We start from the raw sequence: 18,416 nt of genomic DNA, 5'->3' as shown, positions 1-18,416 counted from the left end.
CGCGTCCAATTGCCCGCTTAGGTGGCCGAGTCCCGTCGTTCCAGTTCGCCTTGCAGGACCGCGATGATCTGGTCGCGTTCACGCAGTTGGGTGCGCAGTCGCGCGATGTGGGTGTCTTTGGCGGTCAGTCGGTTGCGCAGTGCGGCGACGATGCTGGACTCGCCCGGCTCCGGTGCGGGCGGCGGGCCCTCGCCGACCGCCCTCAGCGTGCGGTGCGCCTCGATCTGGGCCAGCAGCTCGGGACGGTTGTGGATGCTTTTGCGGGTCACTCCGGCGCGGCGGGCGACGCTGCTGATGGTGATGTCGGCCTTCTCGCGGCGCAGGCTTTGCAGTGCTTTGCGGGCTCGGGTGTCGACGGAGTCCCGTCTTTTCTGGGTGTGGGCGGCCAGAGCGTTCAGCGATGCTTGTGTGGCGGTCACGGGCGTTGCCGCGGGTCGGCTTTGTGCAGGGCCGAGTCGTGGGCGCCGCGGGTGGCGATCGGCGTCAACGGCAGCCGCTTGTGGGTGCCGGCGCCGCTGATCCAGGCCGCGGTGTCGGACTGTTCGGCGGCCAGCCGGTCCAGGATGGCTTCCAGGGAGTGTAGCTCGCGCAGCCGGGCGGCGATCCAGACGTTGTCGTCGGTCAGTTCCCGGCCGGTGCGGGTGCGGTATTGATCACGGCGCAGCTCGATCAGCGCCAAGGTTCTGGCATGCTGATCAGCCAACTCGGCCCGGTGGGTGACATCAGTTGCGAAATGCCCACAACTCAAACACGCGTTCCCCCTGTCGCACGATTTCAACGGCGGCAGGAGACACACTCCGTTGGGCAGCACCCGGTCGGTGCGGGCCGACAGTTGAGTCATATCCAGGATGTCAGCGGGGCTGATCGCGATCTCGACGCCGTGGGCGCCGATCTTCTTGTGCTTGAGAAACTCTGCTTCCGCGGTGGCGGACAGGGTCGCGGCATAGCGCATCGTCATCTCCGGGCTCTTGTGCCCCAGATAGCGCTGCACGACATGGATGGGGACCCCGTCGTTGAGCAGCTCGGTGGCCCGGGTGTGGCGCAGCCGGTGGGTTTGACTGAACCGTAACGGATTTCCCGCCGCATCGGTCAGGCCGTGCAGGTCGTCGAGTTTGACCAGCGACTGGGAATAGGTGGCGTATGGGCGGGGCCGCTGGCCGTTGAGGTTGCTTTTGGTGCCGATGAACAAGTACTTGGGTGTCAGGTGCGGAAACCTCGCCTTCAGCCAGCGGTGTTGTTCGGCAATGACGTTGACCACCGCTTGCTCGACCAGGATGGTCGGCTCCACCCCGTCGACTTTGGTCTGCTGGTAACGCAGCTTGGCGACGAATGCATCAGGGTCAGCGTTGTCGACGTCGGGCGACGTTCCCGGGATGGGTTGCAGCGGCTGGTGGTCGAGCATCAGGATTTCAGAGGCCCGCCGCCCGGTGAGGGCCTGCAGCAGCCAGATCCGGGCGGCCTGGGGATCACCGAGGCCTTTGACCAGCGAGACGCTGCCATCGGGATGGGTCAGCCCGACCAGGGCGGTGCGGTCGGCGGCCAGCACGTCGAGGTAGGCCAGCATGCGTTGCAGTTCGGCGGTGGAGTACCAGGTCAGCTCGCGGGGCCGGTGGGCGCGGCGGGTGCGGAAAGCTGGGCCCCACAACCGTGTGTGTGCCGCACTCAGTTGCGCCCAGCGCGGTTCGCCGGTGGCCGCGGCCGCCTCGGGGCCGTGGTCGACCATGAACGTGTAGAACACCTGGGTCTGAGACTGGGTAGCGTCAATGGCGGCCTGGGACAGGGGTTTGTCCGGCTTGGCCCCTGCGGCAGGTGATTTGAGGTATTCGGTGAATTCGGTGAACATCAGCCGCAGCTGGGCGGGATCCTCGGTGAGTACGGGGTCGGTGGCGCCGCGGGCGGCCAGAAACGGTCCGAGGTGTCGCGCGGTGTCGCGGCAGCGTTCCACCGCTGAAGACCACCGCAGCAGCTCGGCGTCTAGACAGGTCCGTAGCCAGAACCGGACCCCTTCGCGCAGCCAGGCCGGGGTGATCGCGGCAAGGTTCAGGGTCAGGTCGTGTCGGGGCTCGTGTTCGCGTTGCGGAATGCGGGGATCGGCCTGCAGGTCCCAGATGTCGTGCGCCCACCAGGCGGTGTCGGTGCAGCGCACCGACAGATACAGGTGCAGATGCTCCACCAAGTGAGTGATGTTGCGTCGGGCACCGGCAGAGGGCAGCCGGGCGTTGCGTTTCTCGAAGACCAGCATCGCCGCCCGCACGATCGCGGCGGACTCCAGGTCGGTGATGCTGGCCGGTGGGCGGCGGCGTTGGCCGCGGTATTCGGTGGCCGCGGCGCTCAACGCCTGGCCGGCCCAGCGCAGCAGCGACGGTTCGATCTTGCGCAGGCCTTCGTGGTGACAACACCACACCCACCAGGCGATCTCGTCGGCGAACCGTGGCGGCACCGCGGCGGGGGTGAAGTCGTGCTCGGCGCGGCCGCGGTGTTCACGCAGGTAGTACCGGTTACGCAGGAACACGGTATCGGCGGGTGCGGCGTCGATCTGATAGACCGGGCGCCGCCAGGCCTCGGGCACGGCCGACCACTGCGCCTGCCACGACGGACTGGATTGGCGGGCAACAGGTGTGGGGTCGTCACGGCTGGGCATCGGTGAGCCCTTTCCAGCCGGCCACATAGTTGCGCCAGTGCGCCAGGCTGCGCATCTCGGCGTCCTCGGTGACCCACCCGTAGGTCGACAGGGTGGTCTGGACGTCGGCGTGCCCGAGGCGGCGCATCACCACGTGCGCGGGCACCCCGGCCAGCAACAGGGCGGTGGCGTGGGTGTGTCTCATCCAGTGCGGAGTCCACTCCGGCGGCAACTGCGGGTGAGCACCTTTGATGCCGCGGACCTTCTCATAGATCGTCTCCATCCGCATCGGTGAGAACTGCTCTCCCCGAGCAAGATTGACGAACACAAAATGGGTGCTCAGATCGGGGACCGTCACGTCGGCAGCCATCGCGACGAGCTGCCACACATACTCCGAATACAGCGCTTCCAGATCATCACCGATATAGAGCCGCCGCGTCCCGGTCTTGGCCCGCACCCCGTGCGGATGGTCCTGGCGGTCGACGACATCGAGGAACGGGGTCCCGCCGGCGCCGATGTGAAAGTCGTGATGGCGCAGACATAACGCCTCACCGGGACGCATCCCCGTCTCCGCGAGCACCGCGAAATACAAGCGGTTACGCACCGCGGCCGGCCCACCCGACCACCCGCCGTCGCCGGTCTGGACCGAGCAGCCATCCAGAATCGCGTTGACCTGCTCAGGCGTGAGAACCGGGGTGGCGCTGCGGCCGGGGCTGCGCAGGCCATAGATCGGGCGATCCCCCTGACGCTGCGGTCCGACCCCGTCGAGGAACCCCACGTAGCGGCGGTAGCGCCGCGCCGAGCCGCGGGAGGTGAACAACCGCTGGTAGGGCAGATCGGCGCCGTGTGCGTCGGCGTGATATCGATACATCGACAACACCGCCGCCGCCCGCGGCTGCAGTGATGACGCCGCCAGCTTCTGGGCCGGTGGTCCGATCCTGGCTGCGCCGGGCAGATCCCCGGTGCGCAGATACCGCAGGAACTGCCCGAACAGTCTGGTGGGAAAGTCATCCCAGGCATGCCCGGTGTGCTCGAGGACGGTGAACCACTCGGCGATCCCCGCCGCATACGCCCGCACCGTGTTCGGCGAACCGCCGCCATCGCGCAGGAACCGCAGATACTGCGCGGCCGCAGGGATCGGCAGATGGTCGGCACCGACCACGGTGTGGGTGTCGGGCTCGCCGTCGCTGAAACTCACCCGCTGAACTCGCGCCACTAGTCAGTCCCCGACCCAGACAGACCTTCAGCCCCGCCGCCGCCGGCCCACCGGAAACCTCACCACATTGGAGTGCGTGCCGGTCATCGCCACCACCGATGCCGGCTCCTCGACCACCCGCGCAGTGTTGGCCGGCGGCCCGGTGCGCTGACCAACGGCGAAGTCCTCCAACATGTCCTGCGGCCAGATCAGGCCGTACGGGGCCAACATCACCGGCGACGTCGCCGAGAACGCCATCTCCAACCACTTACTGAGCAGCCGCGGACGCTCCACCTCGCGGTCTTTCCAGCCCGGCTCGACCCGGCCCCACGTGGTGTCGGTCTCGGTGTTCGTGCGGGTGTAAAGCTGGCGCCGCAATGCCTCAAACCGCTCGTCGCTCAACAGCTTCGAGGTATGCAGATGCTTGAGCAACGCCCCCAGTGAAATCCCCCAGCGGGCCTTGACCGGCAACAACTCCGCCAACGACGGTGCACGCGAGACCTCATCGGCCAGCACCGCCGCCGGCGCCAAGAACTCCGAAGCGAACGCTGAGGCCTGCTCTTCCCGCTCCTCGTTGACCGATCCCGCGGCATGCAACACCAGATGCCCCACCTCATGCGACAGCGTCCACCGAGTCCGCTCCCACGAACTCGACTGCCGCACCACAATCAACGGCCTGGTGTTGAACTCACCGACCCGCACCGAATACCCCAGATGCTTATCGAGCTTGCCGGTGGAATCCTCATCGCCGAGGATGCGCCGCGACGACGACGTCAACAGCCGGCGCATCACAATCGCCACCCCGTTGCGTTCAATCTCATGCGTCAGATAACCGATCGGCGCATCCGGGTCCAACCCCCACGCCTTGCGGACCTCCGCAGCCGCCTGATCCACCGGTGTCTCACTGTCGAGCACCGGTACCCGCACCGGCGGCAACTTCACCCGAGTGTGCAACTCGTCGAGGAACTCACCTGCCAACGCCGCGAACTGCGCCAGATACTCCCGCTCGGTCGCCGTAATCGACCGCGGCGCCCGGAACAGCAGATCCCGGGGATGCACGCGCGAGGTCGGCACCGTGGTGAAGAACTTCGCCGGGAACCTCAACACCGCCACCAAGCGCTCAAAGTCCTCGGCCGACAATGTGGTCGTCGCCGAACGTTCCACCCGGTTGAGCCGAGAATGCTTCCAGCCCAACGATTCCATCACTGCGGTCACGGTCATCGCCCGGATCACCCGGGCCTGGTTGACCCGTAACCCGTACACATCCACGGTCGTGTTCATCGCAGCCCCGATTCAATAACGACCCCGCGACAAGTTGTGCGTCGCCCCCCACTGCGACGACCCGCTAGGCCGGTTCTGGCTGGTCGGGGTCGTCGGTACCCGAGGCCGCCGATGGTGGAGCCCATTCGCCGAAGTCGTCGGTGGGCACGATCGGAGCCGGGGGTGGGCCCAACAATAGCGGCGACTCGGTGACCGGTGGCAACGGTGTGGACGCCAAAATCTGTACCCGAGAAGCGTTGTCGATATCGATCACCGCCGCCAACTCCGCTTCTGCCAGGCCATACCCGTCCTTGGTCGGCCACCACAACGCGGCGATGTCCGGCTTGCCCATCGGGGTGGATGTCGGCGCCGGGAACAACCGCGTCTGCGCACCCTCGTCGAGGGTCATCTGCTCCCCAGGAGCCGCCGCCGTCGCCGCCATGGGATGCTGACCGCCGCCGGGGGTGATGACCATGCGGACCCGCTCGCCGTGCAGCACCCGCGACGGCCAGCGCCGCAGCCGGAAATCCATCCCGCGTGAATCGGACAGCTGAACCGAGAGCCCACTGCCGCACGAGCTCAGCAGCGTGTCGCCCGGCATCGGGCCGCGCAACTCGCGCTCCCGCAACACCAACAATCGCACGTTCGCGCAGAACGCCAACCCGTGGACATCCCGCGGATCCTCGAACCACGGCTTGTACATCGCGGCGACCTTCGGGATCACCCTCTCCAAGTCGTAGCGCAACGTCGCGCAGGACGGCCGATGATCGGCAACGATCCGATCCAGCCACCTTTGTAGGTTCATGAGGCGAATTTCGCACACTAAAGCAGTCTGCGCAAGTAACACGCCCAACTGTTACTCCGCCCATTAATGTGCAACTTCCCACCACCATAGGATACATGTATCTCACGATAAATAATCAGATCAACGCGCATATATTGCTAGCCATAGACCAGGTAATTACAGATAAGGCGTGCAGGTGCTCCTGCACATGACACGGGACGGCGCCGGACGGCGACGGCTCGGCGAGATCGCGCTGTTGCGCCGGTCCGGGGGCGGGTTGGTCCGGGTGGTCACAGCGTGGCACGCCGACCACGGCAGAATGGACGCTGCCGCCGAGTTGGACGCGGTGCTACGGACTCGGATGCCGGCATGACGGGACTGCAACTTGCGGCGCTGTTGTTGTCGTTGGCGCTGCTGGCATCGCCCGCGTCGCCGCGGGCCCGGTTGGTCCCCGTGACACCGCCGGGCCGGCGAATCGCGATCGGGTCGCGGGCGGCACTGTGGGCGTCCGGGTGCGTCGGCGTCGTCGCGGCGTTTCTGCTGCCGTTGACGACGGTGTTATCGGTCGCCTTGGTAAGCGTCGTCGTAGGCCTCCGTTTTCGCCGTCGCGTCAGCGCTCGGCGCGCCGCCGCCGCGGGGCGGGCGCTGGAAGCGGGCCTCGACGTGCTGGTTGGTGAACTGCGGGTGGGCGCCCACCCGGTTCTCGCATTCGACGTCGCAGCCGGTGAGACCACCGGTGCGGTGTCAGCTGGCCTGCGGGCGGTAGCGGCGCGAGCCCGGTTGGGCGCCGACGTCGCCGCCGGACTGCGTGCCGCGGCGGGATCGTCGGTGCTGCCGCAACACTGGGAGCGGCTGGCGGTGTGCTGGCAGCTGGCCAGCGATCATGGCTTGGCGATCGCCACGCTGATGCGGGCGGCTCAGCGTGACATTGCTGAGCGGCAACGGTTTTCGGCCAAGGTCGAGTCGGATATGGCGGGTGCCCGCGCGACAGCGGCCATCCTTGCGGGGCTGCCGCTGCTGGGCCTGCTGCTCGGGCAGTTGATCGGCGCCCGGCCGCTGCAATTCCTGTTCGGGGGCGGTGCGGGCGGATGGTTTCTGCTGGCGGGCGTGACGCTGACCTGCGCGGGACTGTGCTGGTCGGACCGGATCACCGATCGCGCGGCCGCGACGTGAGCGTCTCGGCGGCGCTATTAGCCGTGGCATTGCTGATCGGTGCGGGCCCTTCGGTGGTGCGCGCTCGTGCGGGGCTGCTGCCGCGGCCGTCCCGGCGCCGCCGCGAGGGTCGGCGCGGCCCGGATCCGTTGGCGATGGCGTCGAGCCTGGACGTGCTCGCGGTGTGCCTGCTGGCGGGTATGGCCGTCGCGACGGCCGCGTCGGCGACCGCCGCATCCGCGCCGCCGCGACTTGCGCTGGCATTGCGGCGCGCCGCGGATCTGCTCGCGCTGGGTGCCGACCCGTCCGTCGCATGGTCGACGCCGGCGGATCGGGGCGAAACCGACGGCCAGATCGACGGCCTGCTGCGGCTGGCTCGTCGATCGTCGTCTTCGGGGGCCGCCCTCGCCGATGGCGTTGCCGAACTCGCGGTGCAGGCTCGCCACGACGCCGCAGCCGCGGCGGCAGCTGCCGCGGAGCGGGCGGGAGTGCTGATCGCGGGACCGCTCGGGTTGTGTTTCCTACCGGCCTTCGTGTGCCTCGGCATCGTTCCGGTGGTCGCCGGGTTGGCCGGAGATGTTTTGCAGTCGGGATTGATATGAGGAAGGAATACATTGATGCGCAACAAGTTCCGGGTGATCGCCACACGTCTGACGATGCTGGCGAGCGACGAGTCGGGCATGTCGACGGTCGAGTACGCAATCGGCACTATCGTTATCTGCCTGCCAGGCGCTCATCGAGGCACATTCGGTCTTGGCAGTCTGGTATGACACGCCTCAGTGTTATCCGCTATGTCGTAGGTGACGGCATTTACGTTCGGCACATGACTACTTCATTTATCGCTGAACGGGCTGTGTCCGATGCCGGCGGTGCGGCTCGCTATGTGATTGCCTCAGATTCGTACTTGCTGCACCGTGAGGGGTCGGCGTATCTTGCATCGCTGCGAGCTCAGGGCCGTTCCGCTAACACTGAGCGAACCTATGCCGGCCGGGTAGCGTTGTTTCTCTCCTACTGCTCGTCGACCGGAATTGATTGGCGAGCAATCGAATTCATCGAACTCGGGCAGTTCCTGCATTGGTTGGCCGCGACACCGCCTCGGGGTAGTGCACGGTTGCGCTCGGCGCATACGGCCAACCACATCATGACCACGGTGTGTGAGTTCCTGCGGTTCGGGGCAGCCCAGGGATGGGTGTCGGTCGAACTCGTCGAACGACTGGCCACGCCGCGGCATATCCGGTACTTGCCTGGCTACGACCAGGGCGAAAACGCGCAGTTTTCCGTAGTGCAGGTCAAGACATTGCGGTTGCCGGCCACGCTTCCAGAGACCCGCAGCCTGATGCTCGAGCAGGTCGAGCAGCTGATCGAGGCCACGACCAATGCACGTGACCGATTGCTGGTGGCGCTATTAGCGGTGAGCGGTATGCGCATCGGTGAGGCGTTGGGACTGCGCCGCGAGGACTTGCACTTGTTGACGTCCTCGACGGGTCTGGGCTGTTCGATCGGCGGGCCGCACGTTCATGTTCGGCGACGGATGAATGAGAACGGTGCGATCGCCAAAGCGCGTTGTCCGCGCTCAATTCCGATACCGGCCGAGCTGGTCGGGTTGTATGCCGACTACCAGCATGAGCGCGACGACGTCGCGGCTGCAGCGGATTCCGACATGGTGTTTGTCAACATCTACCGGCCGCCGCTAGGTGCCGGGATGCGCTACGGCAACGCCTACGCCCTGTTCGGGCGGCTCTCAAGCCGTGTGGGATTCACCGCGCACCCGCACATGCTGCGCCACACCGCCGCCACGGAGTGGATGCAAAACGGTGCAGCGCGAGACACCGTGCAGCGCCTGCTGGGGCACGTCTCGGCGATGTCGATGGAGCGCTACCTGCACCCAACCGACGCCACCAAACGGCGGGCGGTCGAGCTGGTTGCAGCGAAGTGGGCGATCCGATGATCGCATCGACAGCACAGCAGGTTTCCGTCGAATCTCCTGACCAGCCGTCGCCCGCGGTTGACTGGATGACCTGGTTACGCCGTAACACTGACGTCAGGTGGCGCCCCCGGGAGTGGGATCACTCGATGTGGTTGTTCATCGGCGATCTGAGCCATCCGCAGACCGTTACCAGGCCGTGCAGTGCTTGCGGGATCGCCCTTCGCAGTTCGGGTATGTGCCGGCAGTGCCGGCTGGCGCATATGGCGTCAGGGTTGCCGCTGGAAGCCTTTTCGGCCACCTACGTGCCCCCGGCGCGCAAGCACCGGCCCGGTGAGCGCCGGCCCGGCACGTGCCTGGTATGCCGCGACGGTGTCCGCTGCGCACGGATGCCGCTTGCCAAGGGGCTCTGTGAAGACCACCAGGTTCGCTGGCACGTCTACAAACGCAGCAGGCGCTCGCCCAGCCTCAGGCACTGGGCCACCACGGTCGCCATGCCCCACGATGCGCTGCCGGAGTGTCTGGTCGTGGGCTGCGAGCTGGAATCGTCCTGCACTACAGGGATTTGCACCTTGCACCGTAACCGGTATCGAAGCAGCGGCAGCCGGTCCTCCATCAAGCAGTGGGCCAGCACCCAAACGCCACATCTTGCCGCCAACATGTTCTCCCTCGTCCCCCTTGCTGATCAGATGCGGTGGGAACTTCTCTACGCCCTGCAGCAGCGCGACGCTCGCAATGGACGAATCGACCCGAACGCGATGCGCACTGTGGTTGTCACGCTGGGTCAGACACCAAGCCTGGCAACGATATTCGGAACCACGAAGTTTGAACGGCTGCAGACCCGGCAGGTCCGAAACGCCAACGCCGGTGCTCACCTGTTCGAGTTCGGCCGCACCTTGCACGATGCCTACGAGCAAGTGAGCGGACGAGCTCACACCGATCGGCAGGTTTGGGATCTGGTCACCCTCGGCCTGACCTACGATCCCGCCAGGCATGGCGGCAGCCGCCGACGCAAGGGCGCACTGGACTTCACCCCAATCACCGTGAGCTGGCTCAACGACGTGACCCGTCGATGGGCCCAAGCCGAGATCGGCCGCATCCCCACCTACGTCATCGTCGAAACCATTCGAGCCGCCGCGGCCGCCTCCGCCGGCCTGGCCACGCGACCCGGTGGGGGCGAGGACCTGACCGCGCTGCAGGTGACAGACATGGACGCCGTCGTCGAATCATTTCGCACCTTACGACGCCTCGACGGCGCACCACTGACCGTCCAGACCCGACGGATCCTGTTCAGCCGATTCAGCGACCTACTCGACTACGGCCGCGCCATCGGCCCGCTGCGCGATCTGCCCAGCGGGTTCATCCGCCAACGCCACCACTCCATCACCGATACCGAATCACCGAACGAAGAGCGCGCGCGACAGGGATTACCCGAGCACGTCATCAGGCTGCTCGACGACAACCTCGATGCGCTGGCCCGCGGCAGACTCCACAGCAGCCTGACCGACGAGCAGGTCAGCCGGATGTTCCGCTGCGTCTACGTCCTGCTGCGAGACACCGGCCGCCGGCCCGGAGAAGTCTGCCAACTGCGTGCCGATTGCCTCGTCGAGGGATCCGAGCCCGAACTGCTCTGGGACAACACCAAAGGCAAGAGGATGGGCCGCCGGCTGCCGATCACCCAACAGACCGCCGCGGAAATCCGCGCCTGGCAACAGATCCGTTCCGGCGCCTATATCGCCCTACCAAGCGCCGACTACCTGTTTCCCGCACGCACATCCCACGCGCCGATTCCACACTTACGCACCCAAACCGTCGGTGACGCGCTGCGCAGCTGGGTCAGCTGGATCAACGACAACATCGCCGACCCCACCGGTCAGACACGTCCACTCGAAGGCATATCGGTTTACCCGTACCTGTTTCGGCACAGCTACGCCCAACGTCACGCCGACGCCGGCGTCCCCGTTGACGTTCTACGGGATCTGATGGACCACAAACACATTGCGACCACGATGGGCTACTACGACATCTCCCTGCGCCGCAAACGCGAAGCGGTCGCCACCATCGCGTCCCTGACCGTTGATCGACTCGGCGGCAACAAGCCATCCTCACGACGAGGCTACGAACTGCGGTCAGTGGCAGTGCCCTACGGCAATTGCATCGAGCCGTCCAACGTCAAAGCTGGAGGCCAGGCTTGCCCGATCCGATTCCAATGCTCCGGTTGCGGCTTCTACCGGCCCGACCCGTCCTACATCCCAGCGATCGAGGACCACACCCGAGCACTGAAGGCCAATCGGGAAACCGCACGAGCCATCGAAGCCGCTGACTTCGTCGTCGACAACCTCACCGCCGAAATCGACCAATTCGAGACCGTGATCACCGCCATGCGCGCCCAGCTGGATTCCCTTGACCCCGAACAGCGTCAACGGGTCGATGACGCTTCAGCGACCCTGCGCAAAGCCCGGGCAGCACGAACCAGCCCATCCATCCCCCTAACCGTCGTCGACAGGAGCACCCGATGACCGCACCCCGCACACCCGCCGGCGTCCTCAAAGAAGCCCGCCAACGGGACTCTCACCAAAAACGAGCCCGCGTCTTCGCCGCCGTCGACGAAATCAAACAAACCGAAACGCCCATCACGTTCGCCCTAATCGCACGAGCAGCAAAAGTATCAACCTGGCTGGTCTACGCCGACGGCGTCCGCGAATACATCCAAGCCGGCCGCGACTACCAAGCCGCACAACCGCACAGGCAACAACTGGCCGGCACCCGCGCCAGCGAGGCCAGCCTGCGAACCGACCTCGAACTCATCCGCCAAGACAACCGTGCCCTACGCGGCGAGATCACCCGACTCACCCAAGCCCTACGCGAACAACTCGGCCACCAACTCGACGACCAAAACACCACCCACCTACGCCTGCGAATCGAGGAACTACTACAGGCCAACCAGGAACTTCACAACGCGAACGCCGAACTGGCCGAAAACAACTTCAAGCTGCGCGACCAACTCACCGAGGCACAAGACGACCTCATCGCCGTCAGATCCAGCCTGCGACAAATGATCCGCGACACCACCGACCAAATGGAAACAACATGAACATCCCGCAGACACAAACCCGGCAATCGCACGGGCCAGGCCTGCAAACGAGTCCTCTGGCAGGCGAAGGCCACGACGGATCAGCCCCGTTACTGTCCGTCGTCCCACAACTGGTCGGTGAGGTCGTGAAAGGTCGCCAGGACCACTTCATCGTCGTGGCGCGCCATTGCGGACTTGCTCATGCTCGCCTGCACGATGAACCCGTCGCGATGAACCAGCTCGACAAGTTCATTTGCATACGCGCGCATCACCGTGACTACCGGCTGAATGTTGGGCAGGTTGTAGAAAATGCTGTGGAATTCCAGACCCACAAGCGCGTCTTGCGTGTGACCGAGCATGGTCGCGAACGCCGAGTTGACGAACACGATCATGCCGTCCGGCCCGATGGCAAGCACTGGGATCGGTATCCGCTCAAGTACCACCAGGGCGGGCAGCTCGCGGAGCGTGTCAGCAGGCGATTGGTCAGCCTGCCTGGGACGCCTTCGCTCCACACGCACATCGTTGCTGGGGTCGGCCGATGAGCGACCATCGCTACCCATTCGATTCCCTCCGACCACGAGCACCCCGAGCACCCTTGCCCCTTCGGGCGCGTCGGCAACAGATACGAGGGGCCTACCAGTCAGTAAAGAACATCAGCCATCCAGCGCGAGGGCTTTGTCACAAATTTCTGTCCTCGCGGTCCGTCCGCGCAGCGGCCCACTCACGGCCACATGCCATAGGTGCCTCAACTTCTTCATCCATGCCGCACCACACAAACACAATGATCACAGGGTTTCTTGCCTCCCTATGGCCCGTCAGGGATCAGATAAATAAAGCGGCAGCGGCCTTCGGCGCGATCCTGTACACCGTCGTGACGGGCGACTCGGTGGTGTCCGCACTCAACCACATCATCGGTCGTGCACTCAGCACCAAGGTCTAGCCGACAGTGCGGGCGCGAGCACCGTCGAGGCGGCCTTGGCGATCGCCGCTCTGGTGGTGGTGCTGGTGCTGTGCCTGGCCGGGATCACGGCCGTGTCGATGCAAGTGCGCTGCGTCGACGCGGCACGCGAAGCGGCCCGGTTGGCGGCGCGCGGCGACCACGACAACGCGCTCGAAGTGGCGCGGCGGATCGCTCCGCCGGGCGCGCAGGTGCGGCTGCGTCGTGACGGCGGCTATCTGGTCGCCACCGTCGTCGCACGCTCAAAGCTCTTGCCGGCCATCGACATTGCCGCTCGAGCGGTGTCGGCCGAGGAACCGCGATGATCGCGGCTCGGCCACGCTGGTCGGGGTGGCGATGGTCGCCGTACTGCTGTTCATCACGGCGGCAGGGGTCTATGTGGGTTCGGTGGTGGTGGCGCGCCACCGGGCTCAGGCGGCGGCCGATCTCGGTGCCCTCGCCGGGGCCGCAGCGCTGCCGCAAGGTGCTTCGGTGGCCTGTGCGCGCGCAAGGGCCGTGGTCCGGGAGATGCGGGTTCGCGATGTCGAGTGCGTGGTGCAAGACCTCGATCTAGTCGTCAGCGTCGAGATAGCTGTGCCTGTCGCGGGCGCGGCGCGTGCTGGCGCGCGGGCGGGGCCAGTAACTGGGACTTAGCTTTCCGGCCAGGCCAACGCGAGGTGGCCATCGCCAAGCGATGGGCGCGCCGTGTCCTGCCCGCCCGCTAAGACGATCCCCCGACACCAGCCTGACCCAGCACAAGACCGCCCGTCCCGGCGGCACCGGCCTGCCCCGGGTTGGTCGCGGGCCCGGCGTCCCCGCCGTTTCCGCCATCGCCGACCAGCCACGCGTCGCCGCCTTTGCCGCCATCACCACCGGTACTGCCGACGGCGGCGGTGATGCCGCCTGCCCCACCATTTCCGCCGCTTCCGAACAGCCCGGCCTTCCCGCCGGCGCCTCCGTCTCCACCGTGTCCGGCAATGCTGAAACCGCCCCAGCCGCCTGCGCCGCCGGCACCGCCGGCACCGTAAAGCACACCGCCGTTGCCCCCCGAACCGCCCGCCCCGCCGTCGAGGCCGGCAACGCCGCCATCACCCCCGGTTCCGCCGTCGCCCCAGAGCAAGACGGACCCGCCGGTGCCACCGGCGCCACCCTTGTCGTGACCGACGCCGCCGTCTCCGCCGGCGCCACCTGACCCGAACAACCCGGCCGCCCCGCCGGCTCCACCGTCGCCACCGGTGGAGGGTTGGCCATTGCCGCCGTCGCCTCCTGCCCCGCCGGAACCGATCAGCATTCCGCCACGTCCGCCCGCGGCACCGATGCCGCCGTCGGTACCTCCGGTCCCGCCCTGTCCCCCGTCACCGCCAGAACCGGCCAGCCCGGCTGCGCCGCCTACACCCCCGATCCCGCCCTGGGCCGCGAGGCCGGTGCCGCCGTCGCCGCCCGCACCACCGTTGCCGATCAGCCCCGCCGTGCCGCCCACTCCGCCGATACCGCCGAATTGGCCGCCATTTCCCCCCGTCCCGCCGGCGCCCCCGGCACCGTACAGCCAGCCGCCATGCCCGCCGGATCCCCCGGCGCCCCCAACATCGTCGTCGGCTTGTCCGCCGTTGCCCCCCGCGCCGCCGGCACCGAATACGCCGCCGCCGTGGCCGCCGGATCCCCCACTACCACCGACATGGTGGGCGCTGACCCCGCCGACGCCACCCCTGCCGCCGACGCCGAACCATCCCGCGTTGCCGCCGGACCCGCCGCTTCCACCGTTGCCGTCCAGAGAGCCACCGCCGGTACCACCGTTCCCACCACCGCCGAACAGCCAGCCCGAACCGCCGGAGCCCCCTGGGCCGCCGTGACCACCAGGGAGGCCGAATCCGCCCACTCCCCCCGCACCGCCAGTGCCGAACAGTCCCGCATCCCCGCCGTTTCCGCCCTTCTGCCCAGGGGCGCCGGAACCGCCAGCTCCTCCGTTGCCGATCAAGATCCCACCCGGCCCGCCGTTCTGTCCGGTCCCCGCCGCACCGTTGCTGCCGTTACCGATAAGTGGCCGGCCCAGCAATGCCTGAGCGGGGGCGTTGATGGCGTTCAGCAGGGTCGTACTGGTGTCGGCTTCGGCACTCGCGTACGACGCTGCCCCGAGAGCCAGTGCATCGACAATCTGGCTGTGGAATGCGACCGCGCGCGCGGTTGCTTCCTGATAGATCACACCGTACGAACTGAATAGCGCTGCCGCGGCGGCCGATACCTCATCCTCAGCCGCAGGCAGCAGCGAGCCGATCGGGACCGCTGCCGCCGCGTTTGCGGCGCTGATGCCGGACCCGAGGCGGGACAAGTCCGCTGCGGCAGTGTTGAGCAGTTCCGGGCTCACGCGCAGGAGCGACATCTGAATACCTCCGCACCGCGGCCAATCACGGCTGCCTGCCAGGCACGGTATCGCGACAGGGTGCGTCGCCACGCAGGTTTCGGTTAGGTGGGGTCGATTACTGCCGAAAATCCCGCCGCAGCGGCCTCGTCCTCAGTCGGCAACCGCAGCGAGATCAAGCCGGCGAAGGTCTCGGGTTCCAGCTCCACCCGGTTGACGGTGACGTGCACCGGCACCCACTCGCTGTCGTTACCCGGCAACCGCAACACCCGACTGGTCGCTCCGTCAGTGAATTCTTCTGTCATGGAATGCAACACGGCTTCGTCATCGGGGTGGACGCGCTGCCTGCCCTCGTTGCCGCGCCAGTCGTAGAACGAGCACGGCTCGTCCAGCCACTTCAACAGGGTCCAGTTCTTGAGGTCGACGAGCGCGCGGTGCACGCCGGCCTGCGCGAGGCCGTTGAGGATCCGCTGTGCCAGGTCGTCCGCGACCACCGCTGGGCCTTTGCGTTCGGCACGCCAGTTCATGGCGCGGGCCACCAGGTGGTCGCGTCCGTCCGCTCCTGGCTCCAGCGCGCTGCGGGCGGCGAAGCCGATCCGGATGGGATTGCCTTGCCAATCGGTCAGGTCCCATGTGCTGCACAGTGTTTGGCCCGGCTCCGCCCTTACCGCCATGGCCAGGACTTTGGTTTCGTTCGGGTTGAGTTCCCGTGACGGCAGGTCCTCGGCGAAGGCTCTGCCGTACGTCACCTCGGCCTCGGCATTCTTGCCGCTGTTGGCCAGCGACTCCGGTGTGTCGGTCGCCACCCCGCAGGTCAGGTCCCACTTCAGCGGACCCACCACGGGTCGCTCAGGCGGCTCCTCGTCGATCGGTCCGGTCCACACATGCACACCATGCATGCGGCCGTCCGACATCATCACCGGTTCGGTGCGGATGACGCGGTCGCTCTTGGGAGTGATGCTGGTCAGTGCCTGGCCGGTCTGCACCGATTCGGCGATCGCCGTCTTGACGGCCGACAAGTTCGGGCTGCGGCGCAGGAAGCTGGTGATCGGAACCAGGTTCTTGAGTTGCCGTCCCTGAGCGACGACGGCAGGTTCGTCCCCTAGCGTCTCCACGAGCAGCCAGTCGTGGCCCATAGGGTGCAGCTTAGGCGATCACCGGTCGCCCCGTTGACAGGGCAGGGTGCGTGAGCGGCACCCCCGGCACGGTTCCGCAGGTACGAAGCCAGGCGGAATTTCGTTGCGGTTCAAGGCAGATTCGGCAGGCCACCGAGGCTTTAGCCCGTTCTTGCGATTCGCCCGGCAGCCGCCCGGCGGCGGACCCCACGGCCACTGAGAGTCGGCTGGATCTGCTGACTCGGTCACCGGCAAGACCCGCGATCAGATACGACCTGTCCGCCTTCCCGGTCCGTCAGGCGGGCAGGCCTGAGGTCAATCGCTGACTCAGGCGTCAAATCTGTTGTCTCCGCGGCATTTGCACGTACAGCACGACGGTGTCCGGCGCCCAGTTGAGTGCCGTAGTAGGCATTCCGCGCAAGGGTCGCACGCGCGGGTATAGGACTGCGCGTTTGTCATACCGTCGGGCGGATTCGGGTCGAAATTTTTTCGTGAAATGGCCCACTTGCATGTTGCGTCGGGTAGTCGAAGCCGGGTACGTTGCTGCTGCATTCGCAGTTTGGCTGTGCGACCTCGGATTGTGTTGTCGACCGCATCGGCAGGTCCGTGGAGGTCGACCGTCGAGGGGTCGGTCGCCATCCATCGGATATGCACCGTCATTGGTGTTCGGGATCACACCGATCGTCTTCCATTGCTGATCGGGCAGCATGGAATGCGTTGCACCGCAAGCTGTCTGGGTAAATATGGCTCCGGGGGTGAGTCGTCGGCAGGCTGATCGGCCCAGTGTGCTCGTTTTTCTGTCCCGAGTCGCGGGCGCGCCCGAGCGGATCGTATCGATTTCCGCTCCGATGCGCGTGGTTTGCCTGCATTCCGCGCCGTTATGAAATTGCTGTCGGAACGTCGCCGGGTTATTTGCACAATGGCACCTTGGCGCACCTGTGCGGAAAGCAGGAATTTGAAATTCTTTTAGGGAAGCGTCAAGTGGCGGCCAAAGCAGTCCAACGCGGTGGGCGTTAAATGCCCCAAGCCGATATAGCCGACGCGTCCGCGGTTTCATTAAAGGGTAATGACGTGGCGCCGGCCGAAAGCTAATTCTTACGCGCCGCCGACAACGTTGGCGCCGGTCAGCAGTCCGCCACTGCCGCCGGCTCCGAGACCGCGTTGGACGGTGTGCAGCCCGCTGCCACAGCCCTTGAGGCCGGCACCGCGGATCCCGTCGAGCCAGACGCCGTTGCGTGCGCCACTGCCACTGCCACTGTCGCTGCCACTGCCGGACCGGTCGTTTCCGCCGTCGGCGTCGACCAGGCGGCTCAGCAGTCCGCCGGACGCACCGGCTCTGGCAGCACCGCCGGACCAGCCGGCCGCGGGTGGGCTGAATGTCGCGGGGCGGACCAACACACCGCCGCTGCCGCATGTCCCGCTGGGCGTGCCCGCTTCGGTCGACGCGCCATTCCCCACTCCCCTGGGCGCGGAGCCGCCGCCCACCGGGCGGGCCGCGCTGCCGGATCGAGGATTCGCAGTACCGCCACGAACGACACCCCCGTCGTACGGAACGCCGGTAGCGCCGGCGGGTGCTCCGGTAGCCGCCTTGATCGTCTCGCCGCTGCCGGGCGCGGCCGTTTCGGGTGCTGCATCAAACAATTGGCGAAGCGGGGAGGCGTTGGCGGACTCGGTTGAGGCGTAACTGTTGGCATCGGCGTTGAGCGCCTGCACGAACTGGTCGTGGAATTTCGCTGCCTGAGCACTGAGCGTCTGATAGCCCCGGGCATGTCCGGAGAAGAACGCGGCGACCGCGGCCGATACCTGATCGCTGGCAGCTGCCGACACGGCCAGTGTCGGCGCCGCGGCACTTGCATTGGAAGCGCTGAGCGTTGAACCGATACCCGCAAGATTGCGAGCGGCTGCCACCAAGCGGTCGGGCGCCGCGTTGACAAACGACATGACACCTCCCAATCGGTCTACGACGACAGACTCGGCCAGTGTCTGCTATCCCTCGCTGT

At 66.6% G+C, this 18,416-nt stretch carries 17 protein-coding genes and 2 pseudogenes; 10 read left to right on the top strand and 9 right to left on the bottom strand.

All coding sequences use genetic code 11. The features are described from left to right. Positions 1-17: 17 nt before the first annotated feature. The 5 genes from QXH22_RS26085 to QXH22_RS26065 form a co-directional block, all read right to left on the bottom strand. Positions 18-419, bottom strand: a complete 402-nt coding sequence (locus tag QXH22_RS26085) for a hypothetical protein (RefSeq protein WP_065035915.1) — start codon at positions 417-419, stop codon at positions 18-20. Further along, the gene (locus QXH22_RS26080; protein WP_065035916.1) at positions 416-2,641 is read right to left on the bottom strand and encodes a tyrosine-type recombinase/integrase; all 2,226 of its coding nucleotides are present in this window, start codon (positions 2,639-2,641) and stop codon (positions 416-418) included. Before QXH22_RS26080 ends, QXH22_RS26085 begins: the two co-directional genes overlap by 4 nt. After that, positions 2,628-3,836, bottom strand: coding sequence for a tyrosine-type recombinase/integrase (locus QXH22_RS26075; RefSeq protein WP_065035917.1), 1,209 nt, complete (start codon positions 3,834-3,836; stop codon positions 2,628-2,630). Before QXH22_RS26075 ends, QXH22_RS26080 begins: the two co-directional genes overlap by 14 nt. A 27-nt stretch (positions 3,837-3,863) precedes the next feature. Then, positions 3,864-5,096, bottom strand: a complete 1,233-nt coding sequence (locus QXH22_RS26070; protein ID WP_065035918.1) for an ImmA/IrrE family metallo-endopeptidase — start codon at positions 5,094-5,096, stop codon at positions 3,864-3,866. A gap of 64 nt (positions 5,097-5,160) precedes the next feature. Continuing rightward, positions 5,161-5,880, bottom strand: a complete 720-nt coding sequence (locus tag QXH22_RS26065) for a hypothetical protein (RefSeq protein ID WP_065035919.1) — start codon at positions 5,878-5,880, stop codon at positions 5,161-5,163. A 187-nt stretch (positions 5,881-6,067) separates the two neighbouring features. On the opposite strand from QXH22_RS26065, the gene QXH22_RS26060 reads away from it, so the two are divergent. The 7 genes and pseudogenes from QXH22_RS26060 to QXH22_RS26030 all read left to right on the top strand — a co-directional run bounded on the left by QXH22_RS26060 (position 6,068) and on the right by QXH22_RS26030 (position 12,029). Then, positions 6,068-6,232, top strand: coding sequence for a conjugal transfer protein TrbB (locus tag QXH22_RS26060; RefSeq protein ID WP_306277442.1), 165 nt, complete (start codon positions 6,068-6,070; stop codon positions 6,230-6,232). Continuing rightward, on the top strand, positions 6,229-7,032 hold the full coding sequence (locus QXH22_RS26055; protein ID WP_306277441.1) for a type II secretion system F family protein: 804 nt from the start codon (positions 6,229-6,231) through the stop codon (positions 7,030-7,032). Before QXH22_RS26060 ends, QXH22_RS26055 begins: the two co-directional genes overlap by 4 nt. Further along, positions 7,029-7,613 (top strand): type II secretion system F family protein, encoded by a 585-nt coding sequence (locus tag QXH22_RS26050; RefSeq protein ID WP_306277440.1) that lies wholly within the window; start codon positions 7,029-7,031, stop codon positions 7,611-7,613. The genes QXH22_RS26055 and QXH22_RS26050 overlap by 4 nt, the downstream gene beginning before the upstream one ends. 15 nt (positions 7,614-7,628) lie before the next feature. Further along, a pseudogene (locus QXH22_RS26045) lies at positions 7,629-7,745 on the top strand (DUF4244 domain-containing protein); the annotation flags it as partial. 89 nt (positions 7,746-7,834) lie between these two features. Further along, on the top strand, positions 7,835-8,959 hold the full coding sequence (locus QXH22_RS26040) for a tyrosine-type recombinase/integrase (RefSeq protein ID WP_051404594.1): 1,125 nt from the start codon (positions 7,835-7,837) through the stop codon (positions 8,957-8,959). A gap of 239 nt (positions 8,960-9,198) precedes the next feature. Next, positions 9,199-11,454, top strand: coding sequence for a tyrosine-type recombinase/integrase (locus tag QXH22_RS26035; RefSeq protein WP_162951659.1), 2,256 nt, complete (start codon positions 9,199-9,201; stop codon positions 11,452-11,454). Next, complete coding sequence (locus QXH22_RS26030) at positions 11,451-12,029, top strand: hypothetical protein (protein ID WP_023363530.1); 579 nt, start codon at positions 11,451-11,453, stop codon at positions 12,027-12,029. The genes QXH22_RS26035 and QXH22_RS26030 overlap by 4 nt, the downstream gene beginning before the upstream one ends. Positions 12,030-12,118: 89 nt before the next feature. On the opposite strand, the gene QXH22_RS26025 is transcribed toward QXH22_RS26030, so the two are convergent. Then, positions 12,119-12,520: a PAS domain-containing protein gene (locus tag QXH22_RS26025; RefSeq protein WP_041803533.1), complete on the bottom strand. Its 402-nt coding sequence runs from the start codon at positions 12,518-12,520 to the stop codon at positions 12,119-12,121. Positions 12,521-12,843: 323 nt separating this feature from the next. Between QXH22_RS26025 and QXH22_RS26020 the strand changes: the two are divergent. The 3 genes and pseudogenes from QXH22_RS26020 to QXH22_RS26010 all read left to right on the top strand — a co-directional run. Further along, positions 12,844-12,948, top strand: a pseudogene (locus tag QXH22_RS26020) (DUF4244 domain-containing protein); the annotation flags it as partial. 35 nt (positions 12,949-12,983) lie between these two features. Next, entirely contained in the window at positions 12,984-13,271 is a 288-nt protein-coding gene (locus tag QXH22_RS26015) for a TadE family type IV pilus minor pilin (RefSeq protein ID WP_306277439.1), read from the top strand. Positions 13,272-13,302: 31 nt separating this feature from the next. Then, entirely contained in the window at positions 13,303-13,599 is a 297-nt protein-coding gene (locus tag QXH22_RS26010) for an Rv3654c family TadE-like protein (protein WP_306247984.1), read from the top strand. A gap of 67 nt (positions 13,600-13,666) precedes the next feature. On the opposite strand, the gene QXH22_RS26005 is transcribed toward QXH22_RS26010, so the two are convergent. From QXH22_RS26005 to QXH22_RS25995, 3 genes are all read right to left on the bottom strand, one after another. Further along, positions 13,667-15,322 (bottom strand): PE family protein, encoded by a 1,656-nt coding sequence (locus tag QXH22_RS26005; protein ID WP_306277438.1) that lies wholly within the window; start codon positions 15,320-15,322, stop codon positions 13,667-13,669. An 83-nt stretch (positions 15,323-15,405) separates the two neighbouring features. Continuing rightward, the gene (locus QXH22_RS26000; protein WP_306277437.1) at positions 15,406-16,437 is read right to left on the bottom strand and encodes a PAS domain-containing protein; all 1,032 of its coding nucleotides are present in this window, start codon (positions 16,435-16,437) and stop codon (positions 15,406-15,408) included. Between the two features lie 1,074 nt (positions 16,438-17,511). Next, positions 17,512-18,357, bottom strand: a complete 846-nt coding sequence (locus QXH22_RS25995; RefSeq protein WP_306247169.1) for a PE family protein — start codon at positions 18,355-18,357, stop codon at positions 17,512-17,514. Positions 18,358-18,416: the final 59 nt, after the last annotated feature.

It is taken from the genome of Mycobacterium sp. TY814, assembly GCF_030755175.1.
GTDB lineage: Bacteria > Actinomycetota > Actinomycetes > Mycobacteriales > Mycobacteriaceae > Mycobacterium.
The sequence above is the reverse complement of the archived record's forward strand: the minus strand, read 5'-3'. Positions and strand labels throughout refer to the sequence as shown.

Bases quoted from the DNA above. Each gene is read 5' to 3' on its own strand.
- QXH22_RS26070 (WP_065035918.1), bottom strand. From the start codon at position 5,096: ATGAACACGACCGTGGATGTGTACGGGTTACGGGTCAACCAGGCCCGG.
- QXH22_RS26010 (WP_306247984.1), top strand. From the start codon at position 13,303: ATGGTCGCCGTACTGCTGTTCATCACGGCGGCAGGGGTCTATGTGGGT.
- QXH22_RS26005 (WP_306277438.1), bottom strand. From the start codon at position 15,322: ATGTCGCTCCTGCGCGTGAGCCCGGAACTGCTCAACACTGCCGCAGCG.
- QXH22_RS26000 (WP_306277437.1), bottom strand. From the start codon at position 16,437: ATGGGCCACGACTGGCTGCTCGTGGAGACGCTAGGGGACGAACCTGCC.
- QXH22_RS25995 (WP_306247169.1), bottom strand. From the start codon at position 18,357: ATGTCGTTTGTCAACGCGGCGCCCGACCGCTTGGTGGCAGCCGCTCGC.
- QXH22_RS26055 (WP_306277441.1), top strand. From the start codon at position 6,229: ATGACGGGACTGCAACTTGCGGCGCTGTTGTTGTCGTTGGCGCTGCTG.
- QXH22_RS26035 (WP_162951659.1), top strand. From the start codon at position 9,199: ATGGCGTCAGGGTTGCCGCTGGAAGCCTTTTCGGCCACCTACGTGCCC.
- QXH22_RS26030 (WP_023363530.1), top strand. From the start codon at position 11,451: ATGACCGCACCCCGCACACCCGCCGGCGTCCTCAAAGAAGCCCGCCAA.
- QXH22_RS26040 (WP_051404594.1), top strand. From the start codon at position 7,835: ATGACTACTTCATTTATCGCTGAACGGGCTGTGTCCGATGCCGGCGGT.
- QXH22_RS26065 (WP_065035919.1), bottom strand. From the start codon at position 5,880: ATGAACCTACAAAGGTGGCTGGATCGGATCGTTGCCGATCATCGGCCG.
- QXH22_RS26060 (WP_306277442.1), top strand. From the start codon at position 6,068: ATGACACGGGACGGCGCCGGACGGCGACGGCTCGGCGAGATCGCGCTG.
- QXH22_RS26080 (WP_065035916.1), bottom strand. From the start codon at position 2,641: ATGCCCAGCCGTGACGACCCCACACCTGTTGCCCGCCAATCCAGTCCG.